Origin of the sequence: Nocardia sp. NPDC059180 (assembly GCF_042754945.1) — a bacterium.
Lineage (GTDB): Bacteria > Actinomycetota > Actinomycetes > Mycobacteriales > Mycobacteriaceae > Nocardia.
In genome coordinates this window covers 67,890-90,077 of the sequence record NZ_JBHZBU010000005.1, presented here as the reverse complement: position 1 = coordinate 90,077, position 22,188 = coordinate 67,890, and the positions used below count along the sequence as shown (strand labels likewise).

Genomic DNA, 22,188 nt, shown 5'->3' with positions numbered 1-22,188 from the left:
ACGGTCGGGCTGTGTGCAGCAGGAGATCGTAGGCCACACCCAGACCGTGTGCGCCTCAGGACATCCCGGCTGTCAGGCCGCCGCAGGTTGTGGCTGCGTTTGTTGGCGGCGCCATTGTCGGTGTTGTTCGCGGGCGTGTTCGTTGCGAACGTGGATGCGCGACAACGCTTGGGCGAGTAGTTCGTTTGCGTGATGCCGATGGTTGATGCGCGGTTTCTGCTGCGGGTCGATATGAGGTGGGGCAATCCACGCCGTGCGCCCGGCATACGGGGAGCGAGGGCCTTCGATACGGGTTTTCCAGCCGCCGGGCCCGTCATGGATCAGCGCGTGGCACGCATCGCAGGCCAGGGTGAGGTTCTCGATGTCGGTGCTGCCGTTCTTGCGGTAGTCGAGGACGTGGTGGACCGCGCACAGGCTCGCCGGAGCATTGCAGCCCGGGCGCGAGCAGCCCTTCAGCGCAGCGATCAACGCCAACCGCTGATCCCGCGAGGCAAGGCGTTTGGTTCGGCCGAGGTGTAGTGGTGTTCCGGTGTGGTCGAAGACCGCCAGCCATGGTTGTGACCGTTCGGCCATTGCCAGGGCGTCGGGGATCGGGACGGTGCCGCCGGTGGCGGTGGTCGCTACCCCGGCATCACGTTCGACATCGTCGATCGCCATCGTGAGGATCGTTGCCACTGGTACTCCGCGGTGGGTGCCGAGTTGGTCGGCGATGACGCCGGATTCCAGTAGGGCCTTGAGCGCGTCGTGGTTGCGTTGGGCGGGAGAACGGTGGTCGCGGGCAGCAGCTTCGGCCAGCACCGCCGGGTCCACCGCTGCCGAACCGGTGGCGGGGCGCTCGGGCCACGTCGCCGCGGTGGTGCGTGGCGCTGGGTGAGCGGGTCCGGGTGCCGGGCTGTTGGAGCATGCGACGCGGCCGGTCGCCGGGTTGCCGACATCTTGTGCCGGTCCGGTGGCGCTGATGGTTGGGCTGGTGGGGTCGTCGGGGTTGCACATGCCCGGTCGTGCGTACTTGGCCAGCAATGGATCCAGGAGTGCGCGCAGGACGGGGTCGATGTCGCCGCGGATGGGGCTCATGCCGTCGGGGCGTTGGCGGCCGATGGTGATGCCGCGCATGCGGGCGCGGTCGTGGTCGGTGGTGAGGTGGCCGTCGGGGTCGAGGTAGGCCAGGATTTTGTCGCCGACCTTGCCGATATCGTCCGGTGAACCGGAGCGGGCGAACTCGGTCAGGACCTCCTCGGCCGCCGCGCGGTCATCGGCCGAAGCGCCGCGCGGAACCCGATTGAGGACGGTGGTGATACCGCGGGCATGGTCGGCGGAGATGTCGCCGGCCGTCAATGCTTGTGCGGTGTGGGGTAGTAGCGGGTCGACCGGCTCACCGGCCATGTCGTGGAACGTAGCCACCGTCTGTGCCTGGTGTACGCGGGCGCCCGCGTCCGCGCCGGCGAGGTTGAGGGTTTCCATCAGGAACCGCTTCAATGATTTCGACCCGTATCGGGCGGGCAGGGATCGATCGGAGGCTTCGACGAGCAGGCGGTGGCGCACCATGGTCAGCATTCGGGTGCAGCGTTCCACGTCTCGCATCAGGTCGATGACGCCGTCGTCGGTCAGCGGGGTCAACGGTTCGTCGAACAGGTCGGCGATGGCGGCATGCAGCCGGGCGGCTGCGCCTTCTCCGATTCCCACACTCGAACTCATGTTCGAATTCTATCCCAAGCTACGCCCCAGCAACAGCGAAAACCCCATCTGATATCTACATCTTCACACTGGACAAATGTCCGAATTGCGTTGCTGCACCGAGTTATTGAATGGTCCAGTGCCACGAACCGGTGGACCCGTCCGATCGGTGCGCTCGACATGCGGCGAATGAACGTGCTTCTACGGGGGCAGCGACACGTGATCGCGAGGGGCACTCACCCGAGTCAAGGCAGGACCTGCCGGGCAACAACATTCACTCGACCGGAACAGGCATGTGCAGCTTGCCGATTCGAGCGCGACCCGCAGTCGCGAGACGAAATCTAGCAACGCTAGACAGCGGGCGTGGACGGATGCTACCGTTGCTCCAGTTTCTAGCGCTGCTAGAATATGGGAAGGGAAGCTTGAAATGCTCATTGTCACCGGCCAGATCATCGCCACCGTCGCCGTTCTCGCCAATGCCGTCGTCTATGGCACCGATGTCTGCGGGGCCGTGATCACCCGGTCCGTGTATCGCAAGCTCGATGATGCGACCGTGACCATCAGTGCGGGATGGGGTCACTATTACGGCGACAAGCGCATGCCGGTTTTCGGTGCGGGCGGTGTGGTCACCGCGGTGCTGACGTTGCTGATCGCGCTGTTGGCCGGGCAGATCGGCGCCGCTGTCGCGGCGGGGATCACGGTGGCGGCACTGCTCACCTGGCTCGCCTTCTACGTCCGCATCGCCAAGCCGATCAATTCCCAGCAGACCGCCGCCGCCCAGAGCGGCATCATTCCGGCCGATGCCCGTGCGCTACAGGACAAGTGGGACAGCATCCTGAAATACCGGGTCACCCTGCAGTTCATCGCCATCGCCGGACTGTGTGCCGCGCTGATCCTGTTCTGATCTCGGAGCACGGGGCAATTCGGAGTCGCGAGGCGACAGCTTGCGCTTGTCCCACTCAACAGCTCCCGACTGATCGCCGGGGGCACACCTGATATCGAATTCACTGAGGAGTACTGACATGACCTTCACCATCGCCGAACAGCAGTTCCTCGCCGAGGCCGGGATCGGCCGGCTGGCCACGGTGTCGTCCGACGGCGTCGTACAGAACAATCCGACCGCCTATCGGGTGAACGCCGACGGCACGATCGACATCGGGGGCATGCGGATGCGTACCAGTCGGAAGTACCGCAACGTCGAAGCAGGCAGCCGGGTGTCGTTCGTCATCGACCAACAGGTTTCAATGGAGCCATACGTAATTCGCGGCATCGAGGTACGCGGCACCGCCGAGACGCTCGATGACGAGGAGCCACCGTTTCCACCCCAGGAACGCACGATCATCCGAATTCACCCCGAACGGATCATCTCCTGGGGCATCGACGGCGGATCCTTCGACTTCACCAGCCGCAGCGCCGAGTAGTCAAGCGTCGTGGGCGATGAGTGGATCACTCAGGGTTGAGTGATCCACCAGCGCGCGTGCCCGCAAGGAACGCGTCCCACTCGCCCGGAGTAAAGACGAGAGCAGGGCCCGTGGGGTTCTTGGAGTCCCGGACACCGACGATGCCGCTGTCGAGGTGGGCTACCTCGACACACTCCTTCGAGGAATGAGATCGGCTGCTCTTGAACCACCGGGCTCCGGATAGATCGACAGTCACTGTCTGCACTCCTTTGCAACATCCAAAAGCCTGCGTCGGCTCCGATCCTGATCCAACGCTACACGCTGGATATCCCTGAGCGCTTGTCGATATTGGGCCAGCTCAGGGTCGCTCTCGATGTACAGATCACCTGTATAGCCCTCGACGTAGATAACCGGAGGCTCAGGTTCTTTCGACACCGACAACGCCGGAAACTCCAGGAGCAGGACATTGCCGACCAAAGCTCCGGGGTGGCTGGCCGCGTTGAACGGAACGACCCGAACTGAGACATTCGGACGCTCGGTGGCCTGCGCGAGCAGGTCCAACTGATCGGCCATCACCGCTGGCCCTCCCATCTGCTCGTGCAGAACAGATTCCGACAGAAGGACATCCATCGTGAAACCAGGATCGTCCAGTCGAGACTGGCGACGCGTGGCCATGGCGATCCGTCCTTCGATCGTCTCCGTATCCAGATCCGGCGACTCTGCCCAAGCGACAGCGCGCCGATACTCGGGCGTTTGAAGCAATCCCGGAACGATCGCCGACTTCCACGCCGTGATCCGGTTGGCAGCATCCTCCAACGCCAGATAGTGATCGAAGCCCGCGCTGAGCTGATCAGCAAACGCCCTCCACCATCCACCGCCCGACTTCTGCGCCGTCCGGAACTCCTGAAGCAGCCCCAACAGCACCCGCCGATCGCGGTCGCTCGCCGTGTACCGATCACACAGCGCGTTCACCTGTAGCGACGAGACCCGCGTCCCGTGCCCCTCCTCGATGCGTCCGATGCTCTGCGGCGACAGTTCGATGGCTCTTGCCGCCGCCGACTGACTGATTCCCGCTCGTTCCCGCAATTTGCGCAGTTCCCGCCCCAATGCCCTGCGCGGAAGCGTAGTTCCCACCCTGCTCACCTCTCCGTACTGGAATGCTCCGAATTGGAACGCTTTGACCTAGAGATGCCCGCACACGCAGTCTGGCAGGGTACGGCCGGAAAAGCCACTGTGCCGGTGTGGTTTTCGGCGCGTCGCGTGTCTACTGATTTCAGCGCACGACGGCGGGAAAGCTTCGCCGCACATCCGGCATCGAGTCCGGAGTACTCAGTTCTCGGATGGTTCACCGGGGCCCCGCCCGCAGCACCCCGTTGAACCCCGCCGTCGTGCGCCCCATCAAACCACTCACACCGAGGGCCGATATGAAAGCCGTTGTGTACCTGAATGCCTCATATTGCGAGAAGCGTCAGCAAGGCTACGAAATGGAAGCGCGTGCCTTCGCCGCCAAACACGGCTATTCCGTCGCCAGAACCGTGGTCGAATCCAAGAACGAGGCCCTCCCCTGGCTACTGCTGAAAGCGAAACAATTACAGGTGACCGCGATCGTGACACCTTCCATCGATCACATCGGCCCTCGCGTCCAAGACGTCCTCGACCGCTGCGACCTCCTGATCGTCTACCCCAGCGGCTTCCTCCCCCGCGGCACCCGCCTCGCCACCCCGGCCCACGGTGCCCGCCCATGACCGGCCCCTACGGCCCAGACCTCTTCCCCTCCACCGACCCCCCGATCAACCACGACGCACCGAAACCCGGCGCCGGTTTCTTCCGCGACGAACTCGAATCAATGCTGTCCTACCACACCACTTGCGCCCCATGCGCTTTCAAGACAGAACTACTGAACGTGCTGAAAATAATGAATCGGCATGGCATCGACTTCGCTCGCGTGGTCTCTCAGAAAGAAGTCGGCGGATCGGAACTACCGCGAGACAGTATTTCTGACGTGGATGACGGCGCTGAATGACGCGCTGAACCTCCATGTATCGCGGCGAATCGCGACCGATAGGCTGATCGAAGCCGAATCCGAATACCGGCGCCTGCGACGCTCATGCGCCGCCCATTTCGCCGCGCCGGTCACCGACGCCGACCGCCGCGCATGCCGAAATCCGGTCGGGCAATGCCGACCGGATTTCGGGTATTCGATTATGGTTTCGAGCTTTTCGACAGATCAGGCGCGCTTCAGGCCGACATATTGCAGGGCTGCGAAACCACCGACGACGATCGCTTGGAGTACGGCCCAGATCGCGCCTACCACGGTCAGGTCCAGGTCGGCAGCGATGAGAGCGACCAGACTGAGGACGACCCAAGCAGCGTTGCCTGCGATGACGGCTCGGACGGCTGCGGTGTTGATGTTCGCCGGGATGCCGACTACAGCGACACCGATACCGTAGAGCAGCAGGAAGATACCGATCGGGATGCCGACAGCGGTGTCGAGTCCGAGCAGCGATTCGATCGGGCCGGACAGAGCCAGGTATGCGAGGCCGTTGGCGGCGGTCACCACCGCGTCGAGGCGCAGCGAGAACCGCAGCAGGGTGGGCCCGGGGGCGAGCAGCGTGGACAGGTGGCCGGGTGCGGTGGTGGTCATGATTACTCCTGGAAGATTCGGGGGGTCGGGTCAGGCGGCGGCGGCGGGGACTTTGTCGAGGAAGCCGTACACGCTGGCGATGCGGCCGTCGGCGATGATCGCGACGTCGAAGCCGACGACGACCGCGGGGCCGTCGGCGGGGCCGAGCTCCCAGGTGAAGCGCACCTGGTCGTGGTGGCCGTCGACGGGGCCCGCGGGCCGGAACTCCCAGCCGGGGAACTGGGCCTGGACGCCCGCGATGGCGGCGGCGAGCTGCTCGTGGCCTGCGACCGACACCAGCGGGTCGACGTAGGTGGCGTCGGGGGTGAAGACCCGTTCGACGGCGGCGGCGCGGTCCTGCGCGTCGGTGGTGTTCCAGGCTTCCAGGTACTGCGCGACGAGAGTGTTCATCCTGTCCTCCATAACGTCTGATCTGCGGTTTCTCCGCTCGATCGGTTGATGAGAACTACGTTATGGGCGGGCAGGGGGTCGCCGAATCAGTCATCTATAAGTACTTTTCGACAGCGGTTACCTATGTCGGTTCGGGGCGCCTGGTCGGGCGATGCCGGTGCCCACCCGTGCCCGATCGAGCAGGGCCGCGGCGGACTACCGGTCGACAGCGCTCCCCCGGCCCTCAGATAGCCGCGGCGGCGGCTTCGAGTTCGTCGATGCTGCCGGACATGATCGTGCGCACATGCTCGGTGATGTGCTCGAGCGGCCAGTCCCACCACGCCACCGCCAGCAGCCGCGCGACGTCGCGCTCGTCGTAGCGCGTGCGGATGAGGCGGGCCGGATTGCCGCCGACGATGCCGTAATCGGGGACGTCGGCGGTGACCACGGCGCCGGCGCCGATGATGGCGCCGTGGCCGATCCGCACGCCGGGCAGCACGGTGGCGCCGTTGCCGATCCAGACGTCGTTGCCGACCACGGTGTCACCTCGGTTCGGCAGGTCGGTGAGCAGGTCGATGTGGTCGGACCAGGCGCCGCCCATGGTGGGGAACGGGAAGGTGGATGGCCCGTCCATGCGGTGGTTGGCGCCGTTCATGATGAACCGCACCCCGGTGGCGAGCGCACAGAACTTCCCGATGATCAACTTCTCCGGGCCGTAGTGGTAGAGCACGTTGCGGGTTTCGAAAGCGGTCGGATCGTCCGGGTCGTCGTAGTAGGTGAACTCCCCGACCTCGATGAGCGGTGAGGTGAGCAATGGTTTCAGCAGCACCACCCGTGGCTGTCCAGGCATGGGGTGGAGGACGGTGGGCTCTGTCGGGAGGCGAGTCGAACGGTTGGGCATGCGGAATCTCCTTAGGGCGGTGAGGTTTTCGGGTCGGTGAGAGCGGGATAGGTCAGACAGTGACCGATACCGGCGCCGCCAGGGCGAGCTCGTTGCCACGCCATCGCTGACGCAGCCTGCGGTCGTGGCTCACGATCACCAGCGCACCCCGGTAGTCGGTCAACGCGGTTTCCAGCTCCTCGACCAAGCCCGGTGAGAGGTGATTGGTCGGCTCGTCGAGCAGCAGGACATCGGTCGGCTCGGTGAGCAGTCGCGCCAGGGCCAGCCGCTGCCGCTGCCCCGTGGACAGGTTCGCCACGGGCGTGGCGAGCTGGGTGCGGTCGAACAAGCCGAGCGACATCAGCCGTTCGGTGTGCTCGGCGGGTTCGCCTGCCCGGCCACGGGCGAACGCCGCCAGCAGCGTCTGTCCCGGCACGGCGGGCGGGGGCTGCTGGGTGAGGTAGCCGATGCGACCGCGGCGGGTGACAGTGCCGCTGTCGGCAGCGAGTTCGCCCGCAACCACCCGCAGCAGGGTGCTCTTGCCCGCACCGTTCGGACCGGTGATCAACAGTCGATCCCCGGAGGTCAGCGTGACACCGACGCGGCCGAGCCGACCCGCTACCGCGACATCGGTGGCCTCCACGACGGCACCGCGCGCCGCGCCGGTCCGCAGCGTCGGCGTGAAACGCAGCGGTTGCGGTGGCGGCGGCACCGGATCCGCGAGCAGCCGACGCAGCCGTTCCTCGGCATTGCGGACCCGGCTCGCCAGCGACTGCTGCACTCGGCCTGCCGCGCGGTCGTAGGCCATTTTGTTGTTGTCGCGCATGGCCCGTCCCGGCGCGACCTGCCGCGCGGTGGTCGCCGCGGTCTCGCGCAGCCGGGCGATATCGGTCTGCCATTGCGCATGGGCCTGCGCCCATCGCTGCCGCGCCGCGGCCTTGTCCGCGAGGAACCCGGCGTAGCCGTTGCCGTGGCGCACGACCTGACGTCGATCGGCGTCGACCTCCAGCAGACTCGTCGCCACCCGGTCGAGGAAGACCCGGTCATGGGAGACGGCCACCGTCGTACCGCGCCGGGCCCGCAGGTGGTCTTCGAGCCAGGTCAGGGCGTCGTCGTCGAGATGGTTGGTCGGCTCGTCGAGCAGCAGCACCTCGGGTCCGGCCGCGAGCAGGGCGGCCATGCGCAACCGGACCTGTTCGCCGCCGGAAAGACCACCCACCTTGCGCGACCGATCTACCAGACCGAGCCCGAGGCCGTGCAGTGCTTGCTCCAGCCGAGCGTCGGCGTCATAGCCGCCGCGCAGTTCGAACAGGGTCAGCAGTTCGCCGTATTCGGCCATCGCTGACTCGTCGCCGTCGGACATGGCGAGTTCCAGGCGCCGCATGCGCCGTTCGATCGTGCGCAGCTCGCGCATGGCACGGTCGACGACCTGCTGAACGGTCAGCCCCGGCGGCAGCTGTTCATCTTGGGCCAGATAGCCGACGCCGCCGTCGGACTGGACGACGATTTCACCCGCATCGGGCTGCTCGGCACCGGCGAACAGGCGCAGCAGGGTCGACTTGCCGGACCCGTTCTCGCCGATGATCCCGGTGCGCTCACCCGCGCCGAGCGAGCAGGAGATCTCGTCGAGAACGCGCCTGCCGTGAAAGGACTTGGTGACCGCGCGCGCGGTGATCTGGGTTGGCATACACACACTCCGAAGCATTCGAGGACGACGCGGCCATCTGGGACCGCAGGGTCGGGTGAACACTTCGAATGAGCATCGGCAAACCTCACTAGTGCGACAACTGTCGTAATAGGATGACAGGACAGACCCATTCCGTCAAGCATCGGATGACCGACGATGAATTCCGCACCGGAAAACGCCCGGCAGACCGCAACACCCCGCCCCAGGCCGGGCGGCCGAACCGCCCGCATCCGCACCCAGGTACTCGACGCGGTGCATGCGGAGCTGACCGAACACGGCTACGACGCGCTCACCATCGACACCGTCGCCGCTCGCGCCGGAGTGCACCGGGCGACGGTGTATCGCCGCTGGCGCGATGTCGGCGGGCTGATCGCCGATGTCTTCGCCGCGGCAGCCGATATCGACTGGGAGCCCCTGGACTCCGGCTCACTGCGGGGCGATCTGGCCGCACTCAACGAAGAGATCCAGGCGTCGCTGACCGAGCAACCCTCGATCGCCGCTGCCCTGATCGCGGTGTCGTTCCGGTCCGAGGAAGCCGCCCGCGCCCTGCGGCAGTTATGGGAGAGCCGGTACGCGCAGTGCGAGATCGTCGTCGAGCGGGCGGTCCGCCGCGGTGAGATCCCGGCCGATACCGACGCTCGGGCGGTGCTGATCGCGGCGACCGCGCCGCTGTATCACCAGCTGGTGCTGCTGCGCACGCCGGCGGACCCGGGACTGCCCGACCGGATCGCGGACAGTGCCGCGCGTGGGGCGGCCGCCGGAGCGTTCACGCAGCAAGACTCGACCGACGCCAGCTGATCACCACCGCTGAATACGCGGTTCGCCGTGAGCATGTGCGGCGCTCGGGCAGATATCCGCGGATCCGAACACCTCCGGGTCACCTCGTCGGCCCCGGCGTCAGCCGTTGCGGCCCGGACCGAATATCTGTGACCCGGGCCGCGATTCACCTTCAGCCAGCGACGCTGTCGAACGTTCCCGCTTGGTAAGAACCGCCCTTGGTCTTCGTAATCACCAGCAGCCGGTTGGCGGCGTTGATCATGGCGACCAGGTAGACCAGTGCGGCGATCTGGTCGTCGTCGTAGTGCTTGCGCACGTGGGCCCAGGTCTCGTCGGAGACGCCGTGGTTCGCGTCGGCGAGGCGGGTGCCTTCCTCGGCTAGTGCCAGCGCGGCGCATTCGGCGTCGGTGAACACGGTGGATTCGCGCCAGGCGGCAACCAGATTGATCCGCACCGCGGGTTCACCGGCAGCCGCGAGCTCCTTGGCGTGGGCGTCGACGCAGAAACCGCAGCCATTGATCTGGCTTGCGCGCAGTTCCACCAGCTCGATCAGAGATTTCGGCAGCGACGACTGCATGATCGCCAGGCTGGTGTTGGCAAATCGCTTGCCGATCTTGGCGCCGAGCTCGTTGGCATTCAGGTCGAAACGGGGGTCCATGACGTCGTCCTCACTCGTGGTGCTGAATTGAACGACCATGAGACGAGGGTGATCCGATCCCCGTAACGACGAACTCGAGTGACGTGCGCCACTACCGTATCGGTGTTACGAAACGGCGGTGTGCGGCGTCTGGTGCGTGAGACAGCCGAGAGGAACAGGAGCCACCCATGGCCGGTACGGCGCAGCACACATCAGGCGATCACGGCGCCGGAACGAACCGGCCGGACCCCGCCACCGAGGCGTTCGTCGCCCACCGCAATCTGCTGTTCACCGTCGCCTACGAGATGCTCGGCTCGGCGGCCGACGCCGAGGACGTATTGCAGGAGACCTGGTTGCGGTGGGCGCGCGTCGACCTCGGCACCGTGCAGGATCACCGTGCGTACCTGGTTCGGATCACCACCCGGCAGGCACTCGACCGACTGCGCACGCTCGGCAGGCGCAAGGAGTCCTATGTCGGGCCGTGGCTGCCCGAGCCGCTGCTCACCTCGCCCGATGTGGCCGACGACATCGTGCTGGCCGACAGTGTGTCGATGGCGATGCTGCTGGTGCTGGAGACCCTCGCACCGGTCGAGCGGGCGGTGTTCGTGCTGCGCGAGGTGTTCGATCTGGGGTATGCGGAGATCGCCGAAGCCGTCGACCGGAGCCCGGCCGCGGTCCGGCAGCTCGCCTACCGGGCCCGGGCACATGTCGCCGCACGACGGCCGCGCGGTGGCGTGTCCGAGGCCGAGACACGGGGAGCGCTCGAGGCGTTTCAGCGGGCGGTCGACACCGGCGAATTGCAGGGACTGCTCGACATACTCGCGCCCGACGTCGTCTTTCTCGGCGATGGTGGCGGCGTCGCACGCGCCGCGCTGGTGCCCATCGTCGGGATCGACGCGGTGGCCGGGCTGCTGGTCGCCGGGCTCGGCAACCTCGCCGCCGGGTCGCTGGAGCCGGCGCAGGTCAACGGCTATCCGGCGCTGATCCTGCGGCTCGACGGTGCGGTCGACACCGTCTTCGCGGTACGCATCGACGACGGCCGCATCACCGGGCTCTACTCGGTCCGCAATCCGCAGAAGCTGTCGCGGGTGCAGCGCGAAACCATCCTGTTGCGCTGAGCGGCACGCCCGTTGCACCCTCGGCACAGGCGACCCCGAGCGGACCCGGAGTGCGCACTGACCCATTTCTCGGCAGCGAACGCTACCGTGGGCGCATGCTGCATGGGCGCGAAGCCGAACAAGCCGAAATAGACCGGCTGCTCGAGGCTGCACGTGCGGGACGCAGCGGGGCGCTCGTGTTGCGCGGGGACGCCGGGATCGGGAAAACCGCGCTGCTGGATTATGCGGCGGCGCAGGGTATTCCGGCGGCGCGCAGCGCGGGAATCGAATCCGAGGCCGAGCTGCCGTTCGCCGGGCTGCACCTGCTTGTCCGGCCGGGCATAGAGCTGGTTGACCAGCTACCCGAGCAGCAGCGGGACGCGTTGCGCGGCGCGTTCGGGCTGGCACCGCGCGATCCGGGCGACCGCATGCTGATCGGCCTGGCGGTGTTGACGTTGCTGGCCGAGGAATCCGCCGACGGGCCGCTGCTGTGCCTCATCGACGATGCGCACTGGCTCGACCGCGCCACCGCCGAAGCGCTGCTGTTCGCCGCGCGCAGGCTCGATGCCGAGGGTGTGGTGATGTTGTTCGCCACTCGCGCAGGCGATTCCGATTTCCCGGCGCCGGGGCTGCCGGAGCTCCGGTTGACCGGCATACCTCAGGACGCGGCAGCCGCCCTGGTGGACAGCCGGGCTCCCGACCTCGCGCCGGTCCTGCGGTATCGGCTGCTCACCGAGGCGGCGGGCAACCCGCTGGCGCTGCTGGAGCTGCCCGCGCTGCTGGCGGCCGAAGCACCCGATGCGGGCCCGAACCCGCTGCCGCTCACCGACCGGCTGCGGGTGGCGTTCCACGGGCAGGTCAGCGGGCTGCCGGAACCCACGATGACGTTGCTGCTGGTCGCCGCCGCCGCGCATTCCGCCGACCTGGCGACGGTGCTGCGCGCGGCCGAAACCTTGGGCGCTCAACTGGCCGATCTGGGGCCTGCCGAGGATGCCGGGCTGGTGTACAGCGATGGTCCCGGCCTCACCTTCCGTCATCCGATGCTGCGATCGGCGGTCTATCAGGGCGCGGGGCTGACCCGCAGGCTGGCCGTCCATCGCGCGCTGGCGGAGGCCGCTACCGCCGAGGAAGACGCCGACCTGCGCGCCTGGCATCTGGCCGCCGCAGCGACCGGGCCCGACGAGACGACCGCCGCCGCGCTGGAGGGCACTGCCGAGCGGGCTCGCAGGCGCAGCGGATACCACGGGGCAGTCGCCGCGTATGAGCGCGCGGCAGGGCTGAGCACCGATTCCGGTGCCCGGGTACGGCGGCTGGTGCTCGCCGCCGAAACTGCGGTGGAGGCAGGGCAATTCGACCGCGCTCGAGCGTTGGCCGAACGAGTGGGAAGACGGGCCGGGGCCGGCTCACTGTCCGCGCGGCTCGATCATGTGCGCGGCACCGCCGAATTCGGCGCGGGCCGTCCACGCACCGCGCATGAGCTGCTGCTGGCCGCCGCCGACGCCACTACAGATCCGTCACGGACGGCACGCATCCTGGCCCAGACCGTCCACGCCGCCTGGTATCTCGGCGCCGACGAGCTCGCCGAAGTCGCCGATCGGACACTCGCACTCCAATTGCCCGCGACCGATCCGATGGCGCCGATCGTCGACTATCTTTTCGCCGCCACGCTCAATGTCCAGCCCGCAGCGCGGCGGCAGAACTCCCCCGCGAGCGCCGCACCTCGAAACGATTTGCCTGACAGCACACCCCGATCAGAAGTGCGCACGACATCCCCGCGTATCGACCTGCGCACCGCGGCCGCCGCTGCGCGCGGCAACGGTGCCGACAGCCCTCGTGATCTCGTGCAGATGTGCGGCGCGGGATTGGTCGTCGGTGCGGATGAGCAGGTCGGTGAGCTGGCCAGGGATCTGCTTGCGCAGTGTCGCGAGCAGGGCCGGATCGCGCTGCTGCCACCCCTGCTGTTCTTCCGAGCCGAGGCCGAATTGTTCCTCGGCAGGCCACGGGAATCGCGGGTCGCGGCGGCCGAGGGGTTGCGGATTGCCGAGGACATCGGCAACGGGCACTGGATCAGCCAGCTGTGTGGATTCCTCGCCTATCTCGGTGCGCTCGAAGGTGCCGAACGCGAGTGCGCCGAGTTGGTCGGCAAGGCGTTGGCTGATGACCTCGGTGGTCCGGACGCGGCCGGGGCGACGTGGACCCACGCGGCGCTCGGCCTGCTCGATCTGGGGCTCGGCAAAGTCGACGGGGCGTTGTCACGACTCACCGCGCTCACCGTCGAACCGGCGCGTCATCAGGTGATCGGGTTGCGCGTGCTGCCGGATCTGGTCGAGGCGGCGGTGCGGGCCGAGGAGCCACGGCAGGCCGCCGAAGCGCGCGAACGGCTGACAGCGTGGGCTCAGGCCACCGGCGCCGACTGGATCACCGCACTCGACCACCGCGCCCGCGCACTCACCACACAGGACGCGGCCGGCGAACAACATTTCCGCGATGCGCTCTCCCCTGGTGGCCGCCCGTTCGACACAGCACGCACCCAGTTGCTGTTCGGTGAATGGTTGCGCCGCGACAAACGCAAGACCGAGGCACGTACCCAGCTCGAGGCCGCCGCCGAAACCTTCGATCGACTCGGATTCACGCCGTGGGCGCAGCGAGCCAAGGGCGAACTCGCGGCGCTGGGCGTCGGCGCGGCATCTCGCCCGGCGCGGGGTCCCGCCGCCGGTTTGACGCCGCAGGAACTACAGATCGTGCGGTTGGCGGCCCAAGGTATGTCGAATCGGGATATCGCCGCGCAGCTCGTGCTCAGTCCACGGACGGTCGGGCACCACCTGTACAAGGCGTATCCGAAGCTGGGTGTGGTGTCTCGCGGAGAATTGGTGGATCTGCCGCTGGGGCCGGACTGAAACGGACGGCTCGACCACCGCTCCCGTTCGGCGGAGTCAGCGGTTCGGAATGCGGGTCGGTGGTCTGAGTTCGCGGTCGCGCCGCCACGATGGAGCGCAGCTCAGCGCCGGACCAGACGAGCCGACAGTCAGGAATGCGCGCGAACCAGGCCGACGACCCACACCAAGCTACTGACGGCAGCTGCGGCAAGCACCGCGACCTGCGCGGAGCCGACGATCAGCGCCAATGCCAGACCGGCAAGCAAGCCCGCGACCAGTGCTTCCAGTTTGTACACCGGCCAGGCGCTACCCGCGATATCGATGCTCGCGGGGCGAGCCGGCAGTGCGCGGCTCGTGTCGCGAAGTTCGGGGTGGTACGCGGTCATGTCCTCAGGGTATACGGACAGCAAAGTTAGGGCCAGCGAACTTTTTGTCGCGGGCGCCACAGCAACACGCAGCGGACCACGGTCCGGATGCGGGAATATTCGGCGCCTCACTGTGGTTCGATTGGGGTATGCCACTTACTGGGGAATACGCACCGAGCACCTCCGACTGGGCCCGCAAGCAGGCCGAGACCTACGAGAACTCCGCCGGAGAGAAGGGCACGACGCTCCAGGGCGTCCCGGTCGTCCTGCTCACCACTCGCGGCGCGAAGACCGGCAAGCTGCGCAAGACACCGCTGATGCGGGTCGAACACGACGGTGAGTACGCCGTGGTCGCCTCGCTGGGCGGGGCGCCCAAGCATCCGGTCTGGTACTACAACCTCAAGGCCGAACCACATGTCGAGCTGCGGGACGAGACCTCCACCAAGGACTACACCGCGCGTGAGGTCGTCGGCGAGGAGAAGGCGCTGTGGTGGGAGCGTGCGGTCGCGGTGTGGCCGGACTACGCCAACTATCAGACCAAGACCACCCGCGAGATCCCGGTCTTCGTCCTCACCCCGCGCTGACCTTCACTACCACCCGCCGCAGCGTCGGCTCGCGGCGGGTGACACCATATTCGAGTGTCGGATCCGATCCATGTTCTCGCTGAACTGTCCACCCGTCCGCCGTTGAACGCGGACGAGATCGACGCGGCCGCGAAGCGAATTGCCGACATTATCGAGCCGACCCCGCTGCAGCTGTGCCCGCGCCTGTCCCAGCTGACCGGCGCGCAGGTCTACCTCAAGCGCGAAGACCTCACCGTGGTCCGTTCTTACAAGCTGCGCGGCGCCTTCAACCTGGTCGTCCAGCTCAGCGAGCTCGAACGCACCGCGGGCGTCGTCACCGCCAGCGCGGGCAACCATGCCCAGGGGGTGGCGTTCGCATGCCGCGCCATGGGCATCAACGGCCGTATCTACGTCCCCACCACCACGCCGAAGCAGAAACGCGACCGCATCCGCATCCACGGCGGCGAATTCGTCGAGCTGATCGCGGTCGGCGAAACCTACGACGCGGCCGCCGCGGCCGCCGCCGACGATGTGGCGCGCACCGGCGCGACCATGGTGCCGCCTTTCGACGACACCCGCACCGCGGCCGGTCAGGGCACCATCGCCGCGGAGATCCTCGACCAGCTCGGCCGCACCCCCGACCTGGTGGTCGTGCCGGTCGGCGGCGGTGGCTGCCTGGCCGGTATCGGCACCTACCTGCGGGAACGCTCGCCGCGCACCGCGATCCTCGGCGTCGAACCCGCGGGCGCGGCCTCGATGACGGCGGCGCTGGTCGCGGGCGGCCCGGTGACGCTGCCGGAGATCGATCCATTCGTCGACGGCGCCGCGGTGCGCCGGATCGGCGATGTGCCGTACGCGGCGGTGGCCGGATTCGGTGGCCGGGTGGTCACGCATGGCTCGCTGCCGTTGCTGGTGGCGACCGAATCCCCGTCGGGTGCGGGATCGTTTCGGATGTTGCAGGTCGACGAGGGCGCCATCTGCACCGCCATGCTCGAGCTCTATCAGAACGAGGGCATCATCGCCGAACCCGCGGGCGCGCTCGCGGTGTCGGCACTGGCCGGTATCGAGGTCGAACCGGGGTCCACGGTGGTGTGCCTGGTGTCGGGCGGCAACAACGACGTCTCCCGCTACGGCGAGGTCATCGAACGCTCCCTGGTGCATCAGGGCCTCAAGCACTACTTCCTGGTGGACTTCCCGCAGGAACCGGGCGCACTGCGCCGCTTCCTCGACGAGGTCCTCGGCCCCGACGACGACATCACCCTGTTCGAATACGTCAAGCGCAACAACCGAGAGACCGGCGCCGCGCTGGTCGGTATCGAACTCGGCGCTCCGGAAGAGTTGGAGCCGCTGATGGCGCGCATCGACGCCTCGCCGATTCAGTGCGAGCTTCTGGAACCGGATTCACCGGCCTACCGCTATCTGACCTGAGGTCCCGGCCCCGTCGTGCCGCGTTGCATGCGCGACGGGGTACCTGGCTCGGATCCCCGGTTGCGCAGCAGGCGACCGATATCGGTGTGCGGTGGGCGGCGAATCGGCGCGGTATCACGGCAAGTCGGTATCGAGGATCACGAAAGAATGGCCGTCGAGCACGGTGTCGCCATCACCCTGGGTCGGCGTGCCCCAGCAGAGCAATGCGGTGCCGGATACACGCAACGTCACCGGGTCGGCCGCCACATTGCAGGCCAGAATCAGTGTGCCGCGGCGGACCACGATCCAGCCCGCTTCCTCGTCGTAGTCGATGTCGGCGGCCGATGCCCAGGAGGCGGTGATCTCCTGGCGGCTGCGTCGTAGGGCGATCAGGTCGCGGTAGCAGGTCAGCAGGCGGGAATGGGCGGGCTCGTCTGTTTCAGACCAGTCCAGCTTCGAGCGTTCGAAGGTCGCCGGGTCCTGCGGATCGGGGACGTCGTCGGTGGACCAGCCGTGTTCGGCGAACTCGGCGCGCCGCCCGGCCGCGGTGGCCGCGCCGACCTCGGGGTCGGTGTGCGAGGTGAAGTACTGGAACGGTGTGCGCGCACCCCACTCCTCCCCCATGAACAGCATCGGTGTGAAGGGCGAGAGCAGGATCAGCGCCGCCTTGACGGCCAGCTGACCGTCGGACAGGTAAGCGCTCGGACGGTCGCCGGTCGCCCGGTTGCCGATCTGGTCGTGCGTACAGGTGTAGGCGAGCAGCGCGGAGGCGGGGATCAGCGCACGGTCGAGCGGCCTGCCGTGCGTGCGACCCCGGAACGTGGAAAACGTTGCGGCATGGAAGAATCCGTGCGCCCAGGTCTGAGCCAGACAGGCCATGGAGCCGAAATCGACGTAGTAGCCCTGCTGTTCGCCCGACACCGCGGAGTGGACGGCGTGATGCAGGTCGTCGTTCCATTGGCCGCTCAGCCCGTAGCCGCCCGCCGCGCGCGGGGTGATCAGTCTCGGATCGTTGAGGTCGCTTTCGGCGATCAAGGTCAGCGGCCGGCCGAGATGCGCAGCAAGACGGCCGGTTTCGGCGGCCAGCTCGGCGAGCACATGGGTCGCGGTCGTATCGGCGAGAGCGTGCACCGCGTCCAGGCGTAGTGCGTCGATATGGAAGTCGCGGAACCAGCGCAGGGCGTTGTCGATGAGGTAGCGGCGCACCTCGTCGGAGCCTGCACCGTCCAGATTCAGCCGCTGCCCCCAGCTATTGCGCTGCTCGGCCAGGTACGGCCCGAACCGCGGCAGATAGTTGCCCACCGGGCCGAGATGGTTGTAGACGACGTCGAGCGCCACCGCCAGACCACGCCCATGACAGGCGTCGACGAACCGGCGCAACCCGTCGGGTCCGCCGTACGGCTCGTGCACCGCATACCAGAGGACACCGTCATAGCCCCAGTTCCGCGGCCCGTCGAAGGCGTTGACCGGCATCAATTGCACCACCGTCACGCCGAGCGTCACCAGATGGTCCAGGCGTTCGATCGCCGCGTCGAAGGTGCCCGCCCGCGTGAACGCGCCGATATGCAACTCGTAGAAGACCGCGCCCGGCAGCTGCCTGCCGGTCCAGTGGGTGTCGGTCCAGTCGCTCTGCTCGATGTGGTGCAGTGCCGAACGGGCGTGCACACCGTCGGGCTGACGGGGCGAGCGAGGATCGGGCAGGACCGTCGGGTCGTCGTCGAGGAGATAGCCGTAGCGGGCGTCCGGTGTGGTGTCGACCTCGGCGCGCCACCAGGCGTCGTGGGATCGCGTCATCGGGTGCACTGCGCCCTCGATGTCCAGCCGCACCAGATCGGGAAGCGGGGCCCACACCTCGAACTTCGTCACCGCGTCAGCATCGCACGGGCCGTTTCGCGGCAGCGCTGCTCGGCCCGCGCTCCCCGTCTGATCTGCGCCTGTGCGGCTGCCGCGAAGCCCACGACGTATATCCGGGGCCGCGCAGGTCGCGGGCACATCCAGCGCGGCGTCGCACCGGGTCGCGACTGCGGACCGGCTGCGCACCTGGTGCGCGGGTGTGGTTGCTGACACAGTGGAGGGCGTGGGTATCTACAACGATCGTTTCGTCCCCCGGCTGGTCAATGCCTTCTGCGGGATCAAGGCCAACGACAAGCTGCGTGGCCGGGTATGTGGCGGGTTGTCCGGACGGGTCGTGGAGATCGGGTTCGGGTCGGGACTGAATGTGCCGTTCTATCCGCCGGCGGTGCGGTCGGTGAGCGCAGTCGAACCGGCCGATCTGGGCTGGAAGCTCGCGGAAACGCGGGTGGCCGCGGCTACGGTGCCCATCGAGCGCGCGGGATTGGACGGCCAGTCACTGCCCTTCGACGACAACAGTTTCGACGCGGCGGTGTCGACCTGGACCATGTGCACCATCCCCGATATCGACGCGGCACTGGCGGAAATTCGACGCGTGCTGGTTCCCGGCGGCACACTGCACTTCGTCGAGCACGGACTCGCTCCCGACCCCAGTGTGCAGACTTGGCAGCACCGACTCAATCCGATCCAGAATGTGGTCGCGGGTGGTTGCAACCTGGACCGCGATATCCGTGGGCTCATCGAGACCGCTGGGTTCGACATCCGCGATATCGACGTCTTCTACGGTGGCTGGCCGAAGTTCATGGTCGCCCAGACGCTCGGGGTCGCCGTCTCGCCGTAGGCGCCGGACCGGGCGCTCGACATGTCCTCACGGCAGGGAATTCATGGCCGCGGGCGGTGGGTGCTGTGGCTAGGATTCGGCTGATCCACGAACGGGGGACGGTCACGGTGCGTTGGTATGAAGTAGTTGCGAGCGGTCCCGAGTCATGGTCGGCGCTCGCCGACGGGTTCGTTCCGATGGATCACGAGTTCCACGATCCGCAGCAGTGGCGTGCCAGTCTGACCGGCCAGGAGACGAGCGCGTATCGCCTGTTGCGCTGGGATCAGCGCGGAATCCGCGTGGCCGACCGCAGACCTTGCCACATTCGGAAGGATCCTGGCGACGGGTTCTACTGGGTCGTCATTCCTGAGCGGGGCTCATACTCGGTGCGGTTCGCCGATGACGTGGTTCGAGTTCCGCCCGGTCGCGCGATCCTCTCCGGTCTGGAGGTGGCCTGCCGTCTGTACATCCCCGACTCCGCCGCCTTCGCATTCCAAATACCACGGACCGAGGTCGATCACCGACTGCGACCGGGCAGCCACCTGCGTACCGTCGTCGATACGAGCCGTGGCCTCGGCCGGGTCGCAGTCGAGATGATCCGCGCGGCGTACGCCGAACAGGGCGACCTCACCGACCGGGAGTTCAATGCGATCTCTGATCGCATCACCGAGTTGCTGTGCATGCTGTGCGTCGGCGATACGCAGCCGCAACACGTTCTCCATGCCGAGGTGGCCGAGAGCATTCGGCGATATCTTCGCGAGCACATCGGGCACGGCGACGTGCGTTTGCCCGCCGTCGCGCAGGCCCTCGGCTGGTCACCGCGTCAGCTGCGTTTTGTGTTGGGACAGAACGGGACGACCTTTCGCGACATGAGGCGAGACGAGGCGTTGCGCGTCGCTCGGGATCTGCTGGAAGACCCGCGCACAACCACGACTGTCGCAGAACTGGCGACCCGATGCGGTTTCACACCCAACTGGTTTTCCGCAGCGTTCAAAGAGCGTTTCGGACAGGCGCCCAGGGAGTTTCGGAAACGCAGGCTCGAGGAAATCGCCGGCGAGCAACGCTGACAGCAGATGCTCGCCGACGCGGATCTCGGCCGTTACTTCGTCGGGATCAAGCGCACCGGAAGCGCGAGCGGACCGACTGTGCTGATCTGCGAGATGTACTCGATGTGGGCAGGATCTATGGCGAGGGTGAGGTCGGGGTACCGCCGGAAAAGCGCCGAGAGCGCAATTCGGCTCTCCAGTCGAGCCAGCGGCGCACCCAGACAGAAATGTGGTCCGTGCCCGAACGCGAGCTGATCGGAATGATCGTGGTCGATATCGAAGGTATCGGCGTTCGGGTTGCGCAGCAGATCTCGGCCGACACCGCCGTGCCACAGCATCATGCTGCCGGCCGGAATGTCGACGCCGGCTACCTTCACGTCCGCGCGGGCGTAACGCATGAGCGCGCCGACTACCGAAGAGCGATAGCGCAAGACCTCCTCGACCACATCGTCCCATCGGTTCTCGGCCTGCGCTTTGGCAAGTTGCTCAGGATGTTCGGCCAGCGCGACAACCGCGTTGCCGAGCAGGTGCACAGTGGTCTCGTGCCCGGCGACGATCAGCAGCCACATCATCTCGACGAGTTCCGCATCGGCCAGCTCGTTCTGGTCGTTCGCCGCGAGCAGGGCAGAGGTGAGATCGTCGCCCGGAGCGCTTCGTTTCCGTTCGAGCAGCTCGGTGAAGTAGCCGATCATGGCAGCCATCGCAGCGTGCGCTTGTTCACCGGTGCTTGCCGTGGAAACGATCGTGAGAGTCCACTCCTTGAGTCGCGGCTGCTCGTCCTGCGGCACACCGAAGAGTTCGCAGATCACGCGCACCGGCAGCGGAGTCGTGTAGTTCGATATCAGATCGATGTCGCCTGCGTTCGGAAAACCGTCGATGAGCTCGGTCGCGATCTGCTCGATACGCGGCTGCAATCCCGCGATCCGGCCGGGGGTGAACGCTTTGTTGATCGTTTTGCGCAGCCGCCGATGCTGGGCGCCATCCTGGTTCAGCATGTGCTGCATATCGGTCAAGGCACGCAACGGCCAATCTGCGGGAATCCTGCCGTCCCGCAATGCGGGGCAGTGCGCCGCATTCTTGGCGAACGCATTGTCATCGAGGATTTCGCCGACGGCGCGATGGCTGACCGCAAGCCATGCGGGCACCCTTCCCGGCAACTCGATCGGGACGACCTCACCTGCACGGCGGATTCGGTCGTGCGTGTCGAGGATGGACTCGCCAGGCGTCGGCAATTGGATCAGCGGTTCGGTCATGTTGTCTCCCAACGTGTTCAGCCAGTGTCCGCCCATCCTCCTATGACGCTCCTTGCCGCACGCGTGTTGCGGATTACCCTGCCCAATAACGGTATTCACCGAAACCGGAACGTAGAAGCTCGCCATCGACCGGCGCGGGCCGGGCGTGGGGAGGCGCCGCGCCGGCGGTTCGCCGACGGTATTGAATTGATCGGTCCAAAACTGCTACGGTTGCCCCATGGCACGACCACGAGGCTTCGACGAGGACAAGGCGGTCGACGCGGCCATGCGCGCGTTCTGGTCCGCGGGCTACGAGGCCACGTCGACCCAGGACCTGTGCACAGCAACAGGGCTCGGCCGCAGCAGCATCTACAACACCTTCTCCAGCAAGCACGACCTGTTCGAGCGCGCGCTCGGCCGATACATGGCCGTCAAGAACGCTGCCACCGAGGAGGTCCTGGACGCAGACATTCCCGCCAAGGACAAAGTGCGCGCACTTCTGTGGCGAACCGTCGACGCGCCCGAGGACGATCCGATCGGCTGCCTGGTGGTCAATTCGACCGTCGAACTCGGTCCACGCGACACCCAGGTAGCCGCGGCCCTGCGGGCGGATCAGCGGTATCGGCTCGGGCTGCTCACAGCCGTCATCGAGAGCGGCCAACGCGCCGGTGACATCAGCCGGGACAAAGAGGCCCGCACCCTCGCCTTGTTCGTGATCGCGACGATCGGCGGCATCCAGGTCTCCGCACGCGGTGGCGCCGACCGGGAGGAACGGGCAGCCATCGCAACCACCGCGCTCGACGCCCTGTAACCCCCACTCCCCCTGGCGGCTTCCGAGCCGCCTTCTTTCTGCTCGCATTTTG

The 22,188-nt window shown here is 67.0% G+C and carries 23 protein-coding genes; 12 read left to right on the top strand and 11 right to left on the bottom strand.

The features are described from left to right. Positions 1–72: 72 nt before the first annotated feature. Complete coding sequence (locus tag ACFXNW_RS17600) at positions 73–1,695, bottom strand: DUF222 domain-containing protein (protein WP_379418752.1); 1,623 nt, start codon at positions 1,693–1,695, stop codon at positions 73–75. Between the two features lie 406 nt (positions 1,696–2,101). Between ACFXNW_RS17600 and ACFXNW_RS17595 the strand changes: the two genes are divergently transcribed. Together ACFXNW_RS17595 and ACFXNW_RS17590 are read left to right on the top strand one after the other, a co-directional pair. After that, on the top strand, positions 2,102–2,578 hold the full coding sequence (locus ACFXNW_RS17595; RefSeq protein WP_379418751.1) for a DUF1772 domain-containing protein: 477 nt from the start codon (positions 2,102–2,104) through the stop codon (positions 2,576–2,578). A gap of 118 nt (positions 2,579–2,696) precedes the next feature. Next, positions 2,697–3,095, top strand: a complete 399-nt coding sequence (locus tag ACFXNW_RS17590; RefSeq protein WP_379418750.1) for a PPOX class F420-dependent oxidoreductase — start codon at positions 2,697–2,699, stop codon at positions 3,093–3,095. Between the two features lie 25 nt (positions 3,096–3,120). Here ACFXNW_RS17590 and ACFXNW_RS17585 read toward each other — a convergent pair whose 3' ends face one another. Together ACFXNW_RS17585 and ACFXNW_RS17580 are read right to left on the bottom strand one after the other, a co-directional pair. Further along, entirely contained in the window at positions 3,121–3,330 is a 210-nt protein-coding gene (locus ACFXNW_RS17585; RefSeq protein ID WP_379418749.1) for a DUF397 domain-containing protein, read from the bottom strand. Then, complete coding sequence (locus tag ACFXNW_RS17580; protein ID WP_379418748.1) at positions 3,327–4,208, bottom strand: helix-turn-helix domain-containing protein; 882 nt, start codon at positions 4,206–4,208, stop codon at positions 3,327–3,329. Before ACFXNW_RS17580 ends, ACFXNW_RS17585 begins: the two co-directional genes overlap by 4 nt. Positions 4,209–4,498: 290 nt before the next feature. Here ACFXNW_RS17580 and ACFXNW_RS17575 point away from each other — a divergent pair, with 290 nt between their 5' ends. After that, positions 4,499–4,819, top strand: coding sequence for a hypothetical protein (locus ACFXNW_RS17575; protein WP_379418747.1), 321 nt, complete (start codon positions 4,499–4,501; stop codon positions 4,817–4,819). Continuing rightward, positions 4,816–5,097 (top strand): hypothetical protein, encoded by a 282-nt coding sequence (locus ACFXNW_RS17570; RefSeq protein WP_379418746.1) that lies wholly within the window; start codon positions 4,816–4,818, stop codon positions 5,095–5,097. Before ACFXNW_RS17575 ends, ACFXNW_RS17570 begins: the two co-directional genes overlap by 4 nt. Positions 5,098–5,301: 204 nt before the next feature. Here the strand turns inward: ACFXNW_RS17570 and ACFXNW_RS17565 are convergent, their stop codons facing one another. The 4 genes from ACFXNW_RS17565 to abc-f all read right to left on the bottom strand — a co-directional run bounded on the left by ACFXNW_RS17565 (position 5,302) and on the right by abc-f (position 8,654). Further along, positions 5,302–5,718 carry a hypothetical protein gene (locus ACFXNW_RS17565; RefSeq protein WP_379418745.1) on the bottom strand — a complete coding sequence of 139 codons (417 nt, stop codon included), beginning with the start codon at positions 5,716–5,718 and terminating at the stop codon, positions 5,302–5,304. Between the two features lie 30 nt (positions 5,719–5,748). Beyond that, positions 5,749–6,108, bottom strand: coding sequence for a nuclear transport factor 2 family protein (locus ACFXNW_RS17560; RefSeq protein WP_379418744.1), 360 nt, complete (start codon positions 6,106–6,108; stop codon positions 5,749–5,751). Between the two features lie 223 nt (positions 6,109–6,331). After that, positions 6,332–6,988: a CatB-related O-acetyltransferase gene (locus ACFXNW_RS17555; RefSeq protein ID WP_379418743.1), complete on the bottom strand. Its 657-nt coding sequence runs from the start codon at positions 6,986–6,988 to the stop codon at positions 6,332–6,334. 52 nt (positions 6,989–7,040) lie between these two features. Next, complete coding sequence (abc-f, locus tag ACFXNW_RS17550) at positions 7,041–8,654, bottom strand: ribosomal protection-like ABC-F family protein (protein WP_379418742.1); 1,614 nt, start codon at positions 8,652–8,654, stop codon at positions 7,041–7,043. Between the two features lie 156 nt (positions 8,655–8,810). Between abc-f and ACFXNW_RS17545 the strand changes: the two genes are divergently transcribed. Beyond that, a complete protein-coding gene (locus ACFXNW_RS17545; protein ID WP_379418741.1) occupies positions 8,811–9,452 on the top strand; it encodes a TetR/AcrR family transcriptional regulator in 642 nt (213 codons plus the stop codon). Positions 9,453–9,603: 151 nt separating this feature from the next. On the opposite strand, the gene ACFXNW_RS17540 is transcribed toward ACFXNW_RS17545, so the two are convergent. After that, on the bottom strand, positions 9,604–10,089 hold the full coding sequence (locus tag ACFXNW_RS17540; protein ID WP_379419081.1) for a carboxymuconolactone decarboxylase family protein: 486 nt from the start codon (positions 10,087–10,089) through the stop codon (positions 9,604–9,606). 167 nt (positions 10,090–10,256) lie between these two features. Here ACFXNW_RS17540 and ACFXNW_RS17535 point away from each other — a divergent pair, with 167 nt between their 5' ends. Together ACFXNW_RS17535 and ACFXNW_RS17530 are read left to right on the top strand one after the other, a co-directional pair. Further along, entirely contained in the window at positions 10,257–11,186 is a 930-nt protein-coding gene (locus ACFXNW_RS17535) for an RNA polymerase sigma-70 factor (RefSeq protein WP_379418740.1), read from the top strand. 95 nt (positions 11,187–11,281) lie between these two features. Then, entirely contained in the window at positions 11,282–14,062 is a 2,781-nt protein-coding gene (locus ACFXNW_RS17530; protein WP_379418739.1) for an AAA family ATPase, read from the top strand. Positions 14,063–14,190: 128 nt separating this feature from the next. On the opposite strand, the gene ACFXNW_RS17525 is transcribed toward ACFXNW_RS17530, so the two are convergent. Continuing rightward, positions 14,191–14,427: a hypothetical protein gene (locus ACFXNW_RS17525; protein WP_379418738.1), complete on the bottom strand. Its 237-nt coding sequence runs from the start codon at positions 14,425–14,427 to the stop codon at positions 14,191–14,193. Positions 14,428–14,555: 128 nt separating this feature from the next. On the opposite strand from ACFXNW_RS17525, the gene ACFXNW_RS17520 reads away from it, so the two are divergent. After that, the gene (locus ACFXNW_RS17520) at positions 14,556–14,990 is read left to right on the top strand and encodes a nitroreductase family deazaflavin-dependent oxidoreductase (protein ID WP_379418737.1); all 435 of its coding nucleotides are present in this window, start codon (positions 14,556–14,558) and stop codon (positions 14,988–14,990) included. 66 nt (positions 14,991–15,056) lie between these two features. Next, positions 15,057–16,397 carry a threonine ammonia-lyase IlvA gene (gene ilvA, locus ACFXNW_RS17515; protein WP_379419080.1) on the top strand — a complete coding sequence of 447 codons (1,341 nt, stop codon included), beginning with the start codon at positions 15,057–15,059 and terminating at the stop codon, positions 16,395–16,397. A 114-nt stretch (positions 16,398–16,511) separates the two neighbouring features. Here ilvA and treZ read toward each other — a convergent pair whose 3' ends face one another. Beyond that, positions 16,512–18,242: a malto-oligosyltrehalose trehalohydrolase gene (gene treZ, locus ACFXNW_RS17510; RefSeq protein ID WP_379418736.1), complete on the bottom strand. Its 1,731-nt coding sequence runs from the start codon at positions 18,240–18,242 to the stop codon at positions 16,512–16,514. Between the two features lie 211 nt (positions 18,243–18,453). On the opposite strand from treZ, the gene ACFXNW_RS17505 reads away from it, so the two are divergent. Next, a complete protein-coding gene (locus ACFXNW_RS17505) occupies positions 18,454–19,068 on the top strand; it encodes a class I SAM-dependent methyltransferase (RefSeq protein ID WP_379418735.1) in 615 nt (204 codons plus the stop codon). Between the two features lie 572 nt (positions 19,069–19,640). After that, positions 19,641–20,114: a helix-turn-helix transcriptional regulator gene (locus ACFXNW_RS17500; protein WP_379418734.1), complete on the top strand. Its 474-nt coding sequence runs from the start codon at positions 19,641–19,643 to the stop codon at positions 20,112–20,114. A 32-nt stretch (positions 20,115–20,146) separates the two neighbouring features. On the opposite strand, the gene ACFXNW_RS17495 is transcribed toward ACFXNW_RS17500, so the two are convergent. After that, positions 20,147–21,346, bottom strand: a complete 1,200-nt coding sequence (locus ACFXNW_RS17495; RefSeq protein ID WP_379418733.1) for a cytochrome P450 — start codon at positions 21,344–21,346, stop codon at positions 20,147–20,149. 217 nt (positions 21,347–21,563) lie between these two features. Between ACFXNW_RS17495 and ACFXNW_RS17490 the strand changes: the two genes are divergently transcribed. Then, positions 21,564–22,136: a TetR/AcrR family transcriptional regulator gene (locus tag ACFXNW_RS17490; protein WP_379418732.1), complete on the top strand. Its 573-nt coding sequence runs from the start codon at positions 21,564–21,566 to the stop codon at positions 22,134–22,136. Positions 22,137–22,188 lie beyond the last annotated feature (52 nt).